16 protein-coding genes and 1 tRNA gene are annotated in these 16,771 nt (G+C 68.0%); 9 read left to right on the forward strand and 8 right to left on the reverse strand.

The window, feature by feature from the left end; genetic code table 11:
- Nucleotides 1-42: 42 nt before the first annotated feature.
- From NO876_RS04255 to NO876_RS04265, 3 genes are all read left to right on the forward strand, one after another.
- Nucleotides 43-252, forward strand: a complete 210-nt coding sequence (locus NO876_RS04255; RefSeq protein WP_256420437.1) for a hypothetical protein — start codon at nt 43-45, stop codon at nt 250-252.
- A 130-nt stretch (nt 253-382) separates the two neighbouring features.
- Nucleotides 383-835 (forward strand): DUF2240 family protein, encoded by a 453-nt coding sequence (locus tag NO876_RS04260; protein ID WP_256420438.1) that lies wholly within the window; start codon nt 383-385, stop codon nt 833-835.
- A 45-nt stretch (nt 836-880) separates the two neighbouring features.
- Nucleotides 881-1,261, forward strand: a complete 381-nt coding sequence (locus NO876_RS04265) for a DUF7993 family protein (protein WP_256420439.1) — start codon at nt 881-883, stop codon at nt 1,259-1,261.
- Between the two features lie 43 nt (nt 1,262-1,304).
- Here NO876_RS04265 and NO876_RS04270 read toward each other — a convergent pair whose 3' ends face one another.
- A complete protein-coding gene (locus NO876_RS04270; protein ID WP_256420440.1) occupies nt 1,305-1,964 on the reverse strand; it encodes an HAD family hydrolase in 660 nt (219 codons plus the stop codon).
- A gap of 59 nt (nt 1,965-2,023) precedes the next feature.
- Here NO876_RS04270 and NO876_RS04275 point away from each other — a divergent pair, with 59 nt between their 5' ends.
- Nucleotides 2,024-3,316: a DNA double-strand break repair nuclease NurA gene (locus NO876_RS04275; protein ID WP_256420441.1), complete on the forward strand. Its 1,293-nt coding sequence runs from the start codon at nt 2,024-2,026 to the stop codon at nt 3,314-3,316.
- Nucleotides 3,317-3,411: 95 nt separating this feature from the next.
- Here the strand turns inward: NO876_RS04275 and NO876_RS04280 are convergent, their stop codons facing one another.
- On the reverse strand, nt 3,412-3,759 hold the full coding sequence (locus tag NO876_RS04280; RefSeq protein ID WP_256420442.1) for a DUF7113 family protein: 348 nt from the start codon (nt 3,757-3,759) through the stop codon (nt 3,412-3,414).
- Between the two features lie 118 nt (nt 3,760-3,877).
- Here NO876_RS04280 and NO876_RS04285 point away from each other — a divergent pair, with 118 nt between their 5' ends.
- Entirely contained in the window at nt 3,878-5,860 is a 1,983-nt protein-coding gene (locus tag NO876_RS04285) for an ATP-binding protein (RefSeq protein ID WP_256420443.1), read from the forward strand.
- A gap of 448 nt (nt 5,861-6,308) precedes the next feature.
- Nucleotides 6,309-6,731 (forward strand): universal stress protein, encoded by a 423-nt coding sequence (locus NO876_RS04290; protein ID WP_256420444.1) that lies wholly within the window; start codon nt 6,309-6,311, stop codon nt 6,729-6,731.
- A 27-nt stretch (nt 6,732-6,758) separates the two neighbouring features.
- Here NO876_RS04290 and NO876_RS04295 read toward each other — a convergent pair whose 3' ends face one another.
- Together NO876_RS04295 and NO876_RS04300 are read right to left on the reverse strand one after the other, a co-directional pair.
- A complete protein-coding gene (locus NO876_RS04295) occupies nt 6,759-7,415 on the reverse strand; it encodes a lactate utilization protein (protein ID WP_256420445.1) in 657 nt (218 codons plus the stop codon).
- A gap of 151 nt (nt 7,416-7,566) precedes the next feature.
- Nucleotides 7,567-9,792: a CDC48 family AAA ATPase gene (locus tag NO876_RS04300; protein WP_256420446.1), complete on the reverse strand. Its 2,226-nt coding sequence runs from the start codon at nt 9,790-9,792 to the stop codon at nt 7,567-7,569.
- A gap of 190 nt (nt 9,793-9,982) precedes the next feature.
- Here NO876_RS04300 and larC point away from each other — a divergent pair, with 190 nt between their 5' ends.
- Nucleotides 9,983-11,452, forward strand: a complete 1,470-nt coding sequence (gene larC / locus NO876_RS04305; protein ID WP_256420447.1) for a nickel pincer cofactor biosynthesis protein LarC — start codon at nt 9,983-9,985, stop codon at nt 11,450-11,452.
- Between the two features lie 69 nt (nt 11,453-11,521).
- Here the strand turns inward: larC and NO876_RS04310 are convergent, their stop codons facing one another.
- Nucleotides 11,522-12,337, reverse strand: a complete 816-nt coding sequence (locus NO876_RS04310) for a hypothetical protein (RefSeq protein WP_256420448.1) — start codon at nt 12,335-12,337, stop codon at nt 11,522-11,524.
- Between the two features lie 145 nt (nt 12,338-12,482).
- Here NO876_RS04310 and radB point away from each other — a divergent pair, with 145 nt between their 5' ends.
- A complete protein-coding gene (gene radB / locus NO876_RS04315; RefSeq protein ID WP_256420449.1) occupies nt 12,483-13,178 on the forward strand; it encodes a DNA repair and recombination protein RadB in 696 nt (231 codons plus the stop codon).
- A 65-nt stretch (nt 13,179-13,243) separates the two neighbouring features.
- On the opposite strand, the gene NO876_RS04320 is transcribed toward radB, so the two are convergent.
- The 3 genes from NO876_RS04320 to NO876_RS04330 all read right to left on the reverse strand — a co-directional run bounded on the left by NO876_RS04320 (nt 13,244) and on the right by NO876_RS04330 (nt 15,470).
- On the reverse strand, nt 13,244-14,389 hold the full coding sequence (locus NO876_RS04320; RefSeq protein WP_256420450.1) for a CBS domain-containing protein: 1,146 nt from the start codon (nt 14,387-14,389) through the stop codon (nt 13,244-13,246).
- A 115-nt stretch (nt 14,390-14,504) separates the two neighbouring features.
- The gene (fer, locus tag NO876_RS04325) at nt 14,505-15,272 is read right to left on the reverse strand and encodes a ferredoxin Fer (RefSeq protein WP_256420451.1); all 768 of its coding nucleotides are present in this window, start codon (nt 15,270-15,272) and stop codon (nt 14,505-14,507) included.
- A 123-nt stretch (nt 15,273-15,395) separates the two neighbouring features.
- A tRNA-Val gene (locus NO876_RS04330) sits at nt 15,396-15,470 on the reverse strand.
- 276 nt (nt 15,471-15,746) lie between these two features.
- On the opposite strand from NO876_RS04330, the gene trpD reads away from it, so the two are divergent.
- Nucleotides 15,747-16,769: an anthranilate phosphoribosyltransferase gene (gene trpD / locus NO876_RS04335; RefSeq protein ID WP_256420600.1), complete on the forward strand. Its 1,023-nt coding sequence runs from the start codon at nt 15,747-15,749 to the stop codon at nt 16,767-16,769.
- The last annotated feature ends 2 nt before the right edge of the window (nt 16,770-16,771 follow it).

Below are 16,771 nucleotides of genomic sequence, written 5' to 3' on the forward strand. Positions count from 1 at the left end.
ACCGGACGAGGATCTATCACCTATAGCGGACAATATGTAGATATGGTACTCAGAGCCATCGCCCTCGTCCTCGGCATCGTCGAACTGATCGCTCCGCGTCGACTCGTCGACTTCTGGATGGGGCTGGCGACGACGGACGACGCGGAACTCCGTCCGTGGGTCTACACCGCCGCCCGCGTCGAGGGGGTATTCCTCGTCCTGTGGGCGCTCAAGGGCGGGTGCTCCGGAGGCGACGACGACGCGTCGTCCTGAACGGATCCGCCGCTGAAATCGGAATCCGCCGCTCGAGACCGGATCCGCTCCTCCCGGGAGTGAACGGAGAACGTCCGCCGGTCGAGCGGAAACCGAGGGGTCCTTGGGGGTCGACGCTCGCCTACTGGGTATGAGCCTCGAAGTCGCCGTCGCCGTCCCGTTCAAACAGCAGGGGACGACGCGACTGGGCGAGGGGGAGTTCGTCGTCGCGCTCTCGCTGGATCGGAGCTGGTTCTCGCCGGATCAGGCGAAGCGGCTCATCGATATCGCGGCCGGTCGCGGACTGCTCGCCCGCGAGGACGGCGACGTCGTCGCGCAGTTCGACCCGCCCGCGGTCGACGTGCCCGAGGAGTACGAACCCGACGAATCCATCCTCCGCGAGCAGTCGGCGTTCGAGCGGATTCTCGACGCGCTCGTCGCGGCCGGTCACGACAAACAGGACGCGGTCGCGGCCGTGAACGAGCGCCAGCGACGGCTCGGTGTTTCCGTCGAAGCGGCCGCGGCGCTGTACGCCCGCCAGCAGGGCGTCGACGTCGGCGACGCGGCACGGAGTGCGAAGTCCGATCTCGAGAACGGGGACTGATCCGCGAACGGAGCGCTCTTCTCTCCCCGCGGAGAAGCAGCCGGTATGGTCGAGGAGCGACTCACGAGCGGGCGTCGGATCGCGCAGTTTCTCGCGAGCGAGGTCACGGGCCACGGCGACGACCTCGACGCGCTGACGGTGACCGACGCCGACCCGGACGTCGAACCGACGCCGGACGGGGCGTTCGCGTATTCGATCGACCGCGACGGCGAGCGCGTCGCGAGCGTGTTCGTCCAGCCCGAGCGGGTCCGCGTCGAGTTCCAGGCCGCCGCGGACGCCGTCGCGGAGGTCGCCAGCGCGGAAGGGCTCCGCGTCCGGCCGAAGGCGGTGGAGCCGCCGCGGGCGCTCGTGTTCGTCGAGGACGGCGCGCAGGTGAAGTGGCTGCTCCCGGCGCTCCGGGCGGTCGCGGCGGGTCCCGACGACTGAGACGGCTCCGGGCAGTCGCGGTGAAACACGGGGGCCGAGCCGTTCAGAACGCTTCGAGCAGTCGGGGGAGCCGATCGATCAGGCGCTCTCGCGGAACGTGTTCCGCGGCGCGCGGCGACGGCTCCGGACCGCCCTCGTAGAGCACCTGTATCGGGACGAGGCCGGCGGCGTCGGCGCCCGCGATGTCGGCGTCGACGTCGTCGCCGACGTAGGCCGTCTCCTCGGCGTCGCTTCCGAGCGCGTCGAGCAGCGCGGCGAAGGCGGCGGAATCGGGCTTACCGGCTTCGAGGTCGCCGGTCACGAGCGCGGAATCGAAGGCGTCCGTCCAGCCGAGCGTCGCCAGTTTGTCGCGCTGGGCCACCCGCGGCCCGTTGGTGAGGAGGCCGACTCGGTACTTCGCTCGCAGGCGCTCGAGAAACGCCTCTGCACCCGGGATCGGAGCGATCGCGTTCGAGATCTCTCGCCGATAGGCGTTCGCGAGCGATTCCGGATCGGCGTCGGTATCGTGCTCCGAGAGCAGATCGGCGAAGATCGGCGTTCGACTGTCGCTCGTGAGGTGTCGGCCGTGGACGTCGAGGTACGCCTCACGCGTCAGCGACGGGGCGTCTGCGCGCTCCGTGGCGTCGGACAGGATCGCCGCTCGGTCCCTGGTCGGAACGGCGAGCGTCTCGTCGAGGTCGAACCCCACCGCGGTTATCGTCACGTCCGGAGGCAGGAGCCCAGGACGTATGACTTTTCTCGTCTCATCGTGAGGTGGGAGACGTGACACTGGATCCCGTCCACGTCGACAGCATCGCGGACCTCGCGGCGTACCTCGCGAGCCGCGTGGACGACACCGACCACGTCGACGTCGCCTCGCGGATCTGGGAAAACTTCCTCGACCCGCTGTACGGTCCCGACGGACGGGCCGTCCTCGAACCGATCGGCGAGCAGCGGTTGCGCGCGGTCGACACCGAGGACGTCGCGCTGGCGTCGCCGCCGTTCGAGACGGTCCACGGCCTCGACTCGGGGACGATCAACCCCACGACGTTCAAGAACGGGCTGGTCCTCGACCTCGCGCAGGCCGCGATGGCGGCCGTGCCCTCCGACCTCGACCTCCACCGGCACCGGAGCATCGTCGCCGCGACGCACGTCACCGACGAGACGGCGGCGATCGACGAGCCCTGGCGGAAGGTCGACGAGGGATACTGCCGGTGGCGCGTGCTGCAGGTGCCGCGGGTGAACCGCTACGCGGAGGGAATCGTCCACGCGCTCGCGCTCTACCTCGCCGAGAGTTCCCACGCGCTCGAACACGCCGACGAGGTCGCCGACCTGCTCGTGCTCGACGGGCCGCTGTACCCCGTCGAACTGCTCAACTGGCGCGAGCGCGACGCGGAACTCAGAGCGCTCACAGAGGAGCTGAAACCCCGCTCGATCGTCGAGAACTACATCCGACTCGTCGAGTCGTTCGTCGAGCGCGAGGTCCCCCTCTGCGGGTTCGTCAAGAACCCCGCCTCGAAGCGGATCGTCGGCACGCTCCGCGAGGGCGACGCCGAGTTCGACGTCCCCTGGACCGACGACGCGGCCTTCTTCACCCGACTGCTCGAACGGCGAGAGTCGGACGGTAGTTCCGGATCACACGGGGAATCCACGCGCGGCGTCGAGGGCCGACGGACCGACGAACTGACGTTCACGAACTGGTTCGTCTCCCGCGGCGGCGTCGACGCCACCGTCGCGGCCGACGGCGACGCCTACGGCATCGAGCGGGAGTTGGACCCGAAGCTGTACGAGAAGTGCTTCTTCGCGGTATACGAACCGCGGACGGACGTCTGCTACCGCGTGGAGACGCCCTACGCCTTCGCCCGGGACGCGGAGATCAGGGAAGCCATCACGCGACAGATCCTCGGCGACGTCGCGGCCAACCGCGGCCCGCCCGAGGCCGTCGCGAAGGCCGACGAACTGGCGAAGATCAGCGCCCGCGAGAAGTCCTCGCTACGACAGAAGTTCGCGGAGACCCTCGACACCGACGAGGTCAAGCGGTACGACGACGTGCGATGGGGCGACGTCGATCAATGAGGGGGTGCAGTGGAGAGGCGTCGATCAACAAGAGGGCGCAGTGGAGAGGCGTCGAGCAGTAGAGGAGCATTCGGTCGAGTGGCCGCCCTCCGCGATCAGGAGTGTTCCGCTCCCGGCTCTTCCTTTATCACCTCGATCCGCACCTCCGACTCGGGGACGCCGACGCGGGCGAACTGCGTGCGGACGTGTTCTTTGGCGGCCTCGATCGCCCGTTCGCGCGTCTCGAAGCCGCGGGGCATCGGCGACTCGAAGGCGACGTTGACCGTCTCGCCGTCGATCGTCGTCTCCGAGCCGCCGCTCTCGACCTCGTAGAACTCGTCGCAGACCCAGACGTACGGGGCGTCCTCGTCGGGTGCGCCCTTGTAGGAGGGCGCACGCTCTCCCCGCTCGAAGACCGTTCCCGTGAGCGTGGTCCCTCCGGCGTGACCGCGTATTAAAAGCATACCCGGACTTGGATCCCGGCGGGGAAAAGCGGCGCGGCAGACGAACGGCTGACGCGGATCTGCGGGTGGGGCGCCGGGCGAGGCGTTTTAGTCGCTCCCGACGCTGTACCGAGACGAGATGGATCTCGGTGACTTCGAGCCCGGCGGCGACGACCGTTCTTCGGGGCAAAGCGGCGGGGGAGGATCGGCCGTCGGCGACGCCGCGTCCGGGGCAGACGACGCGAGCCGCGGGAGCGACGAGCGCGACGGCGGCGGGAACGTCGACGGAGCCGACGGTGACCGGGCTTCCGACGGCGATGGCGTCGCCGAGCCCGGCCCGAGCGACGACGCGTTCGAGAGCTACGACGTCTCTCCGGCCGGGGAGGACCGCGGGCTCGGCGCGATCGCGGTCTCACAGGGGCTCCGGGTCGCGGAGGACGGCGACGAGACGACGCTGCGGGCGTACGTCACCACCGACAACCGCGACAGCGTCCGCCTGGGGAAGTACCTGCTCGTCCCCTATCCGGACGGCGAACTGCTGTTCTCGCGGATCACCGCCCTGGAGTACGCCCAGGAGTTCCAGACCGACGACGCCACCGAGATCCACGCCCGGCGGGCGATGCGCCGCGACGGGTTCGAAGAGCGCGATTACAAGTTCGTCGCGTCGCTCGCGCCGCTGGCGGTGCTGTTCGAGGACGAGAGCGAAGCCGGCGGCACCGAGATCGGGAGCGACACCGACGGCGACGAACCCGGCAGCGATTCCGCCGTCGAGGCGCTGAAGCGCCGGATGGTCGATCGGGTCCCCAAGCCCGGCGCGGTCGTCGCCGAGGCGACCGACCCCGCGCAGATCAAGACGGGGCTCGCGATCCCCTCCGACGGAGTCTTCCTCGGTCACCTCTCGGTCGGCGGGGAAAAAGTCCGAACCGCGGCACAGCCGCCCACGATCGACTACCGGCTCAGGGACGACTACGCCGACGGCGACCCGCTGGTGTTCCGGCACACGCTCGTCGCCGGCGGGACCGGTTCGGGCAAGACGCACGCGACGAAGAACGTCCTGCGGCAACTGCTGGCCGAGGATCGGACCTACGAGATGGACGACGGCCGGTCGGCGCGGCTGGCGGTCGTCCAGTTCGACCCGCAGGACGAGTACGCCCAGATGCACGACGACAACCCCTCGATGGACGAGTCGACCGCGCGGCGCTACGAGCGCGAGGGCATCGTCCACGGCGGCCACGACGACACGCTGGCGCTGGTGCCGAAGGAGGACGGCGTCCCGTACGGCGGCGACAACCACCGCGCCGAGCAGTTGGAGTTCACCGTCCCCTTCTCGATGGCCCGGGACCGCCCGTGGCTCGTCGCGGGGAGCAGCCTCAACGAGAACCAGTACCCCGCTCTGATGCAACTGCTGAACCGGTTCTTCCGCGAGTACGGGAACGGCGGCACCTACGACGAGTTTCTGACGTTCCTCGACGACCCCGCGCTGAGAGAGGAACTCGACGAATCGGGTCGGGTCCACGAGGCGACGTTCGACGCGGTCAAGCGTCGGGTTCACGGCGTTCCCGACGGGGTCTTCGACCAGTCGGCGCGACCGATCACGGAACTCGATCACGAACTCGTCCGCCCCGGCGGGCTGACGGTGATCCCGACGTATCACCTCTCGACCAGCCGCGCGAAGGAGCTGTTCGTCCTCGCCGTGTCGAGTATGCTGATCGACGACAAACTCTCGAACGCCCCCGACTCCGAGCGGATCAAGGAGACGCCGCTCCTCCTAGGGATGGACGAGGCGCACAACTTCCTCGCGGACGCCGACAACGTGCAGGCGCGGAAGGTCATCTCGAAGTTCACCGAGGCGGCCAAGCAGGGGCGCAAGGAGCGGCTGGGGCTCTTTCTGGTCACGCAGGACCCCCAGGACGTCGCCGAGTCGGTGTTCAAACAGATCAACACCCGGCTGGTGCTCAACCTCGGCGACGAGGACGCGATCAAGAGCGTGAACATCCCGCCGGCGCTGGAGGACAAGGTCCCGTATATGGAGAAGGGCCAACTCGTCGTCTACTCCCCGGACAACTCCGAACCGGTCGAGCTCGTCGGCCTCCCGGTCTGTCTCACCCGTCACGGCGAGTGAAGCGGGCGTCTCGGTAAGGGGTTGGCCGAGGCCGAGAGAGTCATAGAAGAGTTACCACATTTACACGGGAATCGCTCAGTACAGGGGACCTACGTACCGCGAGCGAACGAAGTGAGCGAGCGGGCCAAGGAACCCTCGAAGCGCGGCAACGCCGCGCTGAGGGGGTGACGCAGTGCTTTTGGTCCAGCTTTTGCCAGCGCGAGACGGCAAAGCCGTCTCGCTGGCCGTACGGCGCGCTTGGGCGCGCCGTAGACGAGGGCTGCCGTAGGCAGCCCACAGCGCAAAAGGTGGGTGTGCAGGCAGGTTCTCACAACAGATTCGGCTGTGAGATCGTGGAATAAACACCGTAACAACTCATCTATAACACCCTTCGAGGCCGCCAGCGTCTGGGAGACCAGAAGCCATCCTCGGGGCCCGTTTTTTGTACCCCGCCGCTGTATCCGGACTTATGCCGAAACACGTGCTCGTCCCGGTCGACGGCTCGCCGCAGTCGCTGCACGCGGTCGGGTTCGTCTCCACCGAGTGGGACGACGTGGCCGTGACGCTCCTGCACGTCATCAACCCGGTTCAGGCGGGATACCGCGCCGGCGTCCTTCCGAGCGGCTCCGAGGAGTGGTACCAGGAGGCGAAGGCCGAGTCCGAGGAGATACTCGAGGAAGCCCGGGCCCGGTTGGAGACCGACGGCGACGTCGAGACGGCGATAGAGGTCGGCCGGCCCGCGGCCACCATCGTCGAGGCGGCGCGCGAACGCGACGTCGACCACGTCGTCGTCGGGAGTCACGGCCGCCGCGGTGTCTCGCGATTAGTGCTCGGGAGCGTCGCCGAACACGTCGCCCGGCGGTCGCCGGTGCCGGTGACGATCGTCAGGTGAAGCGCCGGCGGCAGACGGCAGCGTCGTTCAGTAACCCAACTGCTCGCGGACGAGCACGACCGTCGTGCGGCCCTCTTCGACTTCCTGGCGGAAGATGAGTTGCTTCGCGATGGCGGACTCGACGCCGTAGGCCTCCTGGGCCCGCTCGTTCTCCAGCGGGTAGGCGACGGATTCGAGTCGGTCGAGCGCGTCCTCCAGCGTCGGCACGATCTTGTTCGCACCAGTGACGATGAGGACGTTGCCCGCGGCGAAGGGGTACGCGCCGATCCGGCTGCCCGAGAGGTCCGCGGCGACGAGTTCGCCGGTCTGGGAGACGGCGTTGATGCCGCCGAGGAAGTAGTCGGCCGTCTGGGAGTCGCGACGGGCGGCCTGGCGCTCCTCGTCGTCGTCGATGCTCCAGATCTGATCCGGGAGGCTCTCCCACTCGTGGTCGCCCTCCGAGAGGTAGTCGTCGAACCCGATCTCTTCGAGCGTCGTCGAGTGACCGTTCATCACGGACGCGCCCGCGGGAATCTGTGATTGGATCGTTTCGAGGGCATCGTCGGCGGAGTCGACGACGATGACCTCGAATCCGTTTTCTTCGAGGTTCGCTACGGCCTCCTCGATGGTTTCGTCGTCGGCGAGTCCGTCGAGCGTTTCGTCGATTTCGGTGTCGTCTACGTAGTCGGATTTTTGCTGGGACATTTGTTGTGGCGTGTCGGTTTCGACACCCGACGAGAGGATCGTGAGCCACTTAACCTCTCGCGGACACCGGCATCAGGTGGTTACGCCGGCGTTATCGTCTTGTCTAGTGTCCGACACCGACCCGGGCGGAATCTGAGAAAAGTCCGAGGTCCTACTGGAACCCGATCCGGCCGTCGCGACGCCCGCCGAACTCCTCGCGGGTGCCGCCCTTAAACTGGTCCTGCATCTGTTCGTAGTACTCCAGCAGGTCGTCGGTGATTGTCGGCCGGACGGTCTCCATCGCCTGTCGGAAGTGCCGCATCTCGATCTCCTCGGCGTCGTCGTCCTCGCGAAGCGCCTCGATGGCCGCCTCGCGGGCGATGGTCTGGAGGTCCGAGCCGACGTAGCCGTCGGTGATCTCGGCGATCTCGCGCAGGCTCACGTCGGGCGCGAGCGGCGAGTCGCGGGTGTGGATCTTGAGGATCTGCTCGCGGCCCTCCTCCTCGGGCTGGCCGATGAGCACCAACCGATCGAACCGGCCCGAGCGGATTAAGGCGGGGTCGATCATGTCCGGCCGGTTGGTCGCGGCGATCACCATCACGTCGCCGTTCTCCTCTAACCCGTCCAGTTCGGTGAGCAGTTGGTTGACCACCCGCTCGGAGACGTTGTTGCCGGTCTCGCCCCCGCGGCTGGGCGCGAGACTGTCCAGTTCGTCGAAGAAGATGATCGTCGGGCTCACCTGTCGGGCCTTCCGGAACGTCTGCCGGATCGCCTTCTCGGACTCGCCGACCCACTTCGAGAGCAGCTGCGGCCCTCGAACCGAGATGAAGTTCGCGTTCGTCTCGTTGGCGACGGCCTTCGCGATGAGGGTCTTCCCGGTGCCGGGCGGGCCGTAGAGGAGCACGCCCTTCGGCGGGTCGATGCCCATCCGCTCGAACCGGTCCTGGGAGGTCAGCGGCCACTCGACGCTCTCCTTGACCGTCTGTTTCGGATCTTCGAGTCCCCCGACGTCGTCCCAGGACACCTTCGGGAGTTCGACGAGCACCTCCCGCATCGCGGAGGGTTCGACGTCCGCGAGCGCGCCCTGGAAGTCCTGGCGCTTGACGATCATCCGGTCGATGAGGCTCGGCGGGATGTCCTCCTCGTCGAGGTCGATCTCCGGGAGATATCTTCTGAGGGCCTTCATCGCCGCCTCCTTCGTCAGCGACTCGATGTCGGCGCCGACGAAGCCGTGCGTCTCGTCGGCGAGGTGATCGAGCGAGACGTCGTCCGACAGCGGCATCCCGCGGGTGTGGATCTGGAGGATCTCCTTTCGCCCCGTCTCGTCGGGGACGCCGATCTCGATCTCGCGGTCGAACCGGCCGGGTCGGCGGAGCGCCGGGTCGACGCTGTCGACGCGGTTCGTCGCCGCGATGACGATGACCTCCCCGCGGGTCTCTAAGCCGTCCATCATCGTCAGCAACTGGGCGACGACGCGGCGCTCGACCTCGCCGGTCACGTCGTCGCGCTTCGGCGCGATCGAGTCGAGTTCGTCGATGAAGATGATCGACGGCGACTCCTCGGTGGCGTCCTCGAAGATCTCGCGCAACTGCTGTTCGGACTCGCCGTAGTACTTCGAGATGATCTCCGGGCCCGCGATGGAGAAGAAACTCGCGGAGGTCTCGTTGGCGACGGCCTTCGCCAGGAGCGTCTTCCCGGTTCCCGGCGGTCCGTGGAGCAGCACGCCCTGGGGCGGTTCGATCCCGAGTTTCTTGAAGATCTGCGGGTGCTTCATCGGGAGTTCGACCATCTCCCGCACGCGCTGGATCTCGCTCTGGAGGCCGCCGATGTCCTCGTAGGTGATCCCGCCGCCCGTCTTCTCGAAGCCCGAGATGGGCTCCTCGCGGAGTTCGACCTCGGTGTCCTCGGTGACGAGGCAGACGCCGTCGGGTTCGGTCTCGACCGCGATGAGCGGGATCGCCTGGCCGGGCGATCGCATGAAGGGGTGGTTCGTCGACGACATCACCGGGACGATGTCGCGCTCGACGACCGGCCGCTTGAGGATCTGCCGTTTGACCATCCCGGCGGCGTCGGAGCCGAACTGCACGCTCGCCTCCTCCGGCGGCGCGAGCACGAGCTTCTCGGCCTTCGTCTCCTCGGCCTTTCGGATCGTCACGCGCTCGCCGATGCTGACGTCGGCGTTCTGTCGCGTGAAGCCGTCGATACGGACCGTGTCGGTGTTCCAGTCCTGTCGGTCCGCGCGCCACACCTTCGCCGCGGTGGTCTCGGCGCCCTCGATTTCGATGATGTCGCCCGGAGAGAGCTTCAGGTGGAGCAACGTGTCCGGGTCGAGACGGGCGATGCCGCGGCCCGAGTCGTTCGGGTACGCCTTCGCCACTTCGAGTTGAACTTCGTTCATGATTGGGTCGCGGGGATACGTCCCGCCAGTCGGTCACGACCGGGGTTAAGTCCTTTCCTGCGTCGGTTCGGACGCGGAGCCCTCGCCCGGGCGTGACACGCTATGACAATGTTGTCCTCGGGGATACAAATCCTTACCGACAGCGGCATCGATGCGTGGACCTTTGGCTCCCCGGATCGAGTGCTCGCGTATGCGCACACTCGCCTTCGACGGCCGGATGGGTGCCAGCGGCGATATGCTGCTCGGCGCGCTTCTGGCGGCCGGCGCGGACCGGGGCGCGCTCTCCACCGTCGAGGACGCACTGGACGTCCGCTACGACGTCGAGACCGTCGACAAGAACGGGATCGCGGCCACGAGCGTTCGGGTGCTGATCGACCACGAGAACGACGGACGGCAGCCGGAGACCGACGAACGGGACGGCGGAAGCGACGACCGCGGGGCCGAACCAGACGCCGAACCCGGGCACAAATACCACTTCAGCCACGGCCACGAGCACGACCATTCGCACAGCCACACTCACGCCGATCACGATCACTCCCCCGCCGATCACGATCACTCCCCCGCCGATCACGATCACTCCCCCGCCGATCACGACCACTCCCATACCCACAGCGACAGCCACGCACACGGTCACGACGGCTCGGACGCGACCCCCGCGGAGGGTCACGGCCCGCACCGCACGTACGCCGAGGTCGTCGAGATCGTCGAGTCGATGGAACTTCCCGAGGCGGTCGAATCCGACGCGAAGGCCATATTCCGTCGTCTCGGCGAGGCCGAATCGACGGTCCACGATACCGACCTCGACGCGACGCACTTCCACGAGGTCGGCGCGGACGACGCCATCGCGGACGTCGTCGGCGTCGTGCTTCTCCTCGATGACCTCGACGTCGAGCGGGTCGTGACGACGCCGCTCGCGACGGGCGGCGACACGCAGTCGATGGCCCACGGCGAGTATCCGGTCCCGGCCCCGGCCGTCGTCGAGATCGCGACCGAGGCGGACTGGTCGCTGAAGGGCGGTCCGGTCGACGCCGAGCTGCTCACGCCCACCGCCGCGGCGATCCTCGCGCACGTCGCCGAGGGCGTCGAAACGCTCCCCACGCTGAACGTCGACGCCGCGGGCTACGGCGCGGGCGGCTACGACTTCCCGGACCGGCCGAACGTACTGCGCGCGCTGGTCGGCGACGGCGGAAACCGCCTGGACCGCGAGGAGATCACCGTCCTGGAGACGAACCTCGACGACGCCACTCCCGAGATTCTCGGGAGCCTCCAGTCGACCCTCCGGGAGGCCGGCGCGCGCGACGTGAGCGTCCTGCCGGCGACGATGAAGAAGTCTCGGCCGGGCCACCTCGTGAAGGTCGTCGTCAAGCCCGAGGACGCCGAGCGCGTCGCCCATCGGCTCGCCGTCGAGACGGGGACGCTGGGAGTCCGCGAGCACGGCGCGGGGCACCGCTGGGTGGCCGCCCGCGGGTTCCAGACGGCCGAACTCGACATCGACGGCGAGCGCTACGAAATCGCGGTGAAGGTCGCAACCGACGCCGACGGGGAAGTCTACGACCACAGCGCCGAGTACGACGACGCCGTCGCTGTCGCCGAGGCGACCGACCTGCCCGTCCGAGAGGTCGTCCGCCGCGCCGAGGAGGCCGTTCGAGACGCCGAGTGAGGCCGCCTTCCGGCGGTACGGGCCGTTTCGTCGTGACTGGTCGTTCCGGCGGTACGGGCCGTTTCGTCGCTACCGGTCCCTCGATTCCTCCGGTCCCCCGTCGCCGCGCTCGCGGTGGGTCGTCAGCGCCTCCTCGACGGTGAGTTCGCCGGCGGCGACCCGGCGGGCGAGTCCCTCGTCGATCGTGCGACCGTCGCTGGAGGCCTCGCGCGAGCGGTCCTTGATGCGCTGGAGCTCTCCCGGGGTCGGATCGATCTCCCGCGAGCTCGTCGTCTCCCCGGAGAGTCGCGCGATGTTGACCGCCGCGAGCACGTCGCCCATCCCGCGCGCGCCGGTTCCGAGATACGGCGTCGTCCCCGTCTCGTCGACGAGTTCGACCGTGACGTCGTCGAGGTCGTTGACCAACTGCGAGCCCTGCAGCCGCGCCCCGTCGCCGACCCGGACCAGCGGGTCAGGGGCGTCCGCGACCTCCCCGCGGATCGTCTCGACGGCGTCCGCGAGCGGGACCTGGAACGCGGCGACGACCGTCTCGCCGGTCAGGACAGCGATCCCCGGACGCGTGCCGGGGTCGACACCGACGACCGTCCGACCGCCGCCGCCCCGGAGGATCGAGACCGCCTCCTCGACCGCCCGGCGGGCTTCCTCGGCCGTCGCGACGACCGTGTCGACGCTCTTCGCACCCGGCGGATCGCCGTCGCCGGAGTCAGTGACGGGGGGACCATCGCTCTCGGCGACCGCTCCGTCCTCGGGCGAACGGATCACCACCCGCGTTCGCTCGGGTAGCTCCGCGCCCGGTTCCCGGGTGGTGAACGCCACCCCGCGCTCTCTCAGTTCGTCGACGACGTCGTGGTACAGCTCGAAGTCGTCTGTCGCGACGACGATCACGCACCCATCTTGCGCCGTCTCGGTATAAAAGATGTCGCGGACGGCCGGAACGAGAGGCTCGGCGAGCCGGTTCGACCGCGGTGGGCCATCGTCGCCGAGTCGCCGGACCGGGGGGTTTTTCGCCGAAGCCGACCGAGACTCCCGCGTGTCCGACGCACTCACCACGGGGTGTCGAGCGCTCGACGACCTGCTGGGCGGCGGCTTCGAGCGCGGCACCGTCACGCAGCTCTACGGCCCGCCGGCGGCCGGCAAGACGAACGTCGCGCTCTCGGCGGCCGTGCAGGTCGCCGCCGACGGAGGAACGGCCGTCTACATCGACACCGAGGGGCTCTCGATCGACCGGTTCCGTCAGCTGGCCGAGGGCGCGACCGACGACGAGCAGTCCGTCGAGGACGTCACCTCGCGGCTCGTCGTCTCGGAGGCGCACGACTTCGAAGAGCAGGAGGAGGCCGTCCGCGACGCCGCGGAGTTCGCCGAGCGCGCGGAGCTGGTCGTCCTCGACAGCGCGACGGGCTTCTACCGGCTCGAACGCACCGGCGACACTGACGCCGGCGACTCGCTCCGCCGCGTCGCCAGTCAGGTGACGCACCTGCTCTCCCTGGCGCGGAAGCACGACCTCGCGGTAGTGATCACGAACCAGGTGTTCACCGATCCCGACAGCGACCGCTCGCGCGCGCTCGGTGGTCACACGCTCGAACACTGGACGGGCGCGGTGCTCAGACTCGATCGGTTCCGCGGCGGCAACCGCCGCGCGACGCTGGAGAAACATCGGGCGAAGCCCGCCGGCGAGTCGGCGGCGTTCGAGATCACGGGCGAGGGGCTGTCCGGCGTCGATCTCTAAGGGTCGGGGGGCGCGAGGCTGTCCGGCGGTGATCTCCGAGCGAAAAAACGAACCGGGCGTCCGATCTAGAGCTCGCCGAGCTTTCGGATGAGCTGTCCGCGGTACTTCTCGTCGGCGTTGACGCCCTTCAGTTCGAGGACGTTGCGTTCGAGCTTGTCGAGCGCGACGTGGAAAGCGTGTTCAGCGCCGTAGCCCTCGCCGCTGCCGGCGATCTGGCCGTGGCTGGTCCGCAGCCGAATCTGACTCTGGATGAGCGGCGTGCCGCGGAGCTTCTCCTTGTGCTGGTGGAAGCGGACGTGCGCGTGGAGCACCTGCATCTCCTGGTACTTGTCCACGACCGAGGTGATCGACTCGACGACCTCCTCCCGGGAGAGCGTCTCCAGCAGCCTGACGTTGGTGATCTGAACGTCCATACTCTCCTCTTCGGTGAACGTGAGCGCGCGGAGGACGTCCGTCTTCGTCACGATTCCCTGAACCAGGTCGTCGCTCTCGTCGGGGGTCACGACGAGCCCCGAGATGTCGTTGTCGAACATCCGCTCGACGGCGGCCTCGACGGTCTCCGACGGCGTCGCGGTGACCACCGGGGAAGACATCAGATCGTAGACGGGAAGATCCAACATGCGGTCGAGGTCGCCGCGCCGGTCGCCGCGGCCCTGTCGGCTGTCGTCGCGGACGACGAACTCGACGAGGTCGTGGGTGGTGACGATCCCGGTGAGCTTGCCGCTGTCCTCGTCGACCACCGGAAGCCGGGAGATTCCGTGCTCGCGGAGCTTGTTGATCGCTCCACCGACGTGGGACTTCTCGCCGACGCTGACGACGTCCTCGGTCAGGATGTCCTCGACGGAGATAGCGTCGAGGCTGTCGAGGACGGCCTCGAGGATCGCGTCGCTGGCGATGACGCCGTACAGCTTCTCGCCTTCGAACACCGGGGCGACCTGTACGTCGCCCTCGACGAGCATCCGGGCGGTCTCGCGGACGTCCTCGTGGCGGTCGATCCCCGGCGCGGACTTCATCACGACGGAGGCCTTCGTGTCGTCCTCCATTCGGGATCGGACGAGCTGCTTTTCGCCGATGACGCCGGCGTACTCGCCCTCTTGCGTGACGACGATTCCCCGGGGGTTCTCGCGCTCGAAGATGGCGCGAATCTTCCCAAGGCGCTTGTCGACGTCGACTTCGACGAAATCAGGAGTGGCAATATCAGTAATATCCATAGTCGGAGTAGCCTCCGTCCGGGTGTACGCCGGCTGCTGTCTTGAAACTTCGTCCCGTTCTCAGGACGCTGGCGACGGCGACAGGATTCCGGCTCGATCGAGGACCGGTTCCCGATCAATCGTCCGCTCGCGCGCTCTCGAACTGCTCGGCCGGGAGCCGGAGCTCAGCCAGTCCGGGCAGCCGCTCGATGTTGAACACGACCTTCAGACTGTCCGTGACCGGCTGGCCGATACAGGAGAGTCGGATCCCCTGTTCTTTCATCTCGTCGGTCAGGACGGTGCTCACCGGCATCTCGACGTCGCCCTCGACGACCGCGACCGCGCAGTTCGCACACGCGCCGCCCCGGCACGCGTAGGGCCACGAGAAGCCGTATCTCTCGGCCGCTTCCAGCAGCGTCTCTCGGTCCTCGACGACGAGGAGCCCGTGGCGGTCGACGTCGAGGTCCGCGGCCTCCGCCTTCTCGAAGAGGTCGTCGTCGGTGAGCTCCCAGCCGTTGGCTTCGAGCACCTCGTAGTCCAGGTACTCGACGGTCGGACCGAGCGTCCGCTCGTCGGTGTCGTCGCCGGCGGAGTCGTCCGCGTTCTCTCCGTCCGGCTTCGAGCGTCCCGAACCACGTCGGACGTCATCGCCGCCCCGGGGACCGGAACTGCCGTCGTTCGGTGGTCCGTTCCCATCGCGACGTCTATCCCCGACGTTGGCCTCGAACGCCGACGGATCACGGCCGTTTGTGATATGTTCGTACGCGCGCCGGACGCGCTCGAACTCCGCGAGTGACCCGCCGTGGTCCGGGTGGGCGTCCTTCACACGTCTGCGATACGCCCGGACGACCGCGTCTTCGTCAGCGTCGGCATCGATCCCGAGTACGTCGTACGGCGACTCCACGCGGGCGTCTTAGGAGATGAGAGGGTTAAGTCCTCTCCTCGTTCTCGGAACCGTGAAAACATCGACCGCGACGCTACTTGCCCTGCGAAGTGGCTCCGTGCGTCGATCCCGTTTAGAAGGAAGTGGGTTGGGGCGAATTTGAATCGCCGGCCTCCTCCATGTCAAGGAGGTGTCATAACCAGACTAGACCACCAACCCGCCTGGCTGCGCATTCTGCCTGCGCCCGTCTGAGCGCATTACCACGTTTCCCGGGGACGTAATTGAAGGTTTCGTTTCGGGGACAGGGTGCCGTCGTTCGATTTTCGCTCGTGTGACGTATCCGAGACTGCGCATCGGTCTCCGAGAGATTCGCCGGCCGCCTGGATTCCGACTCCACCGGCCAGCCCCGCCACCCGCTCGTCGAGTGCTCCGACAGCCTTATGATGATGAACGGATTTGTTCACTATAACCCGAACACGTACATCGGTGACCACGATGACGCTCCAAGAATACATCCAACGCACGACCGGCGGCGAGGACCTGACGCAGGAGGAATCACGCGAGGCGGCCAGTCTCGTCTTCGAGGAGGCGACGGAGGCCCAGATCGGCGCGTTGCTGGCGGCGCTCAGGGCGAAAGGCGAGACCGAGACCGAGATCGCGGGATTCGCGCAGGGGATGAGGGACGCGGCCCGGACGATCCAACCGGATCGCGAGCCGCTCGTCGACACCTGCGGCACCGGCGGCGACGACTACAACACGATCAACGTCTCGACGACCAGCGCCATCGTGGCCGCGGGGGCTGGCGCGGCGGTGGCGAAGCACGGCAACTACTCCGTCTCCTCTTCCTCCGGGAGCGCGGACGTCCTGGAGGTCGCCGGCGCGGACGTCGAGGCCGAACCCCCGGCCGTCGAGGAGGCTATCGAGCGCGACGGGATCGGCTTCATGCTCGCCCCGGTCTTCCACCCGGCGATGAAAGCGGTCATCGGCCCGCGGAAAGAGCTGGGAATGCGGACGATTTTCAACGTCCTCGGCCCGCTGACGAACCCCGCGGGCGCGGACGCCCAGGTCGTCGGCGTCTACGACGAGGACCTCGTCCCCGTCCTCGCCCGTGCCCTCTCGCACATGTCCGTCGAGCGCGCGCTCGTCGTCCACGGCACCGGAATGGACGAGATCGCCCTGCACGACGAGACCGCCGTCGCGGAAGTCGACGGGGACAGCATCGAGGAGTACACGCTCACGCCGGCGGAGATCGGTCTGGACGCCGCGCCGATCGACGCCGTCGCCGGCGGGTCGCCGGAGGAGAACGCGGCGGACCTCCGCGGCATCGTGACCGGCGACGTGACGGGTCCCAAACGGGACATCATCCTCGCGAACGCCGGCGCGGCGATCTACGTCGCGGGTATCGCAGACAGCATCGAGGACGGCGTCGAGGTCGCCGCGAACGCGATCGACGAGGGCGGCGCCGCGTCGACGTTCGAGGCGCTCTGTGAGCCGATCGACGCCCCGGTGGAGCGCTGAGC

Source organism: Halobellus rarus (assembly GCF_024494595.1).
Taxonomy (GTDB): Archaea; Halobacteriota; Halobacteria; order Halobacteriales; family Haloferacaceae; genus Haloquadratum; species Haloquadratum rarum.

Coding starts and splice junctions, on each gene's coding strand:
- larC (WP_256420447.1), top strand. CDS start 9,983: ATGCGCACACTCGCCTTCGACGGCCGGATGGGTGCCAGCGGCGATATG.
- NO876_RS04290 (WP_256420444.1), top strand. CDS start 6,309: ATGCCGAAACACGTGCTCGTCCCGGTCGACGGCTCGCCGCAGTCGCTG.
- NO876_RS04280 (WP_256420442.1), bottom strand. CDS start 3,759: ATGCTTTTAATACGCGGTCACGCCGGAGGGACCACGCTCACGGGAACG.
- NO876_RS04285 (WP_256420443.1), top strand. CDS start 3,878: ATGGATCTCGGTGACTTCGAGCCCGGCGGCGACGACCGTTCTTCGGGG.
- NO876_RS04320 (WP_256420450.1), bottom strand. CDS start 14,389: ATGGATATTACTGATATTGCCACTCCTGATTTCGTCGAAGTCGACGTC.
- NO876_RS04295 (WP_256420445.1), bottom strand. CDS start 7,415: ATGTCCCAGCAAAAATCCGACTACGTAGACGACACCGAAATCGACGAA.
- NO876_RS04265 (WP_256420439.1), top strand. CDS start 881: ATGGTCGAGGAGCGACTCACGAGCGGGCGTCGGATCGCGCAGTTTCTC.
- NO876_RS04255 (WP_256420437.1), top strand. CDS start 43: ATGGTACTCAGAGCCATCGCCCTCGTCCTCGGCATCGTCGAACTGATC.
- trpD (WP_256420600.1), top strand. CDS start 15,747: ATGACGCTCCAAGAATACATCCAACGCACGACCGGCGGCGAGGACCTG.
- NO876_RS04260 (WP_256420438.1), top strand. CDS start 383: ATGAGCCTCGAAGTCGCCGTCGCCGTCCCGTTCAAACAGCAGGGGACG.
- NO876_RS04300 (WP_256420446.1), bottom strand. CDS start 9,792: ATGAACGAAGTTCAACTCGAAGTGGCGAAGGCGTACCCGAACGACTCG.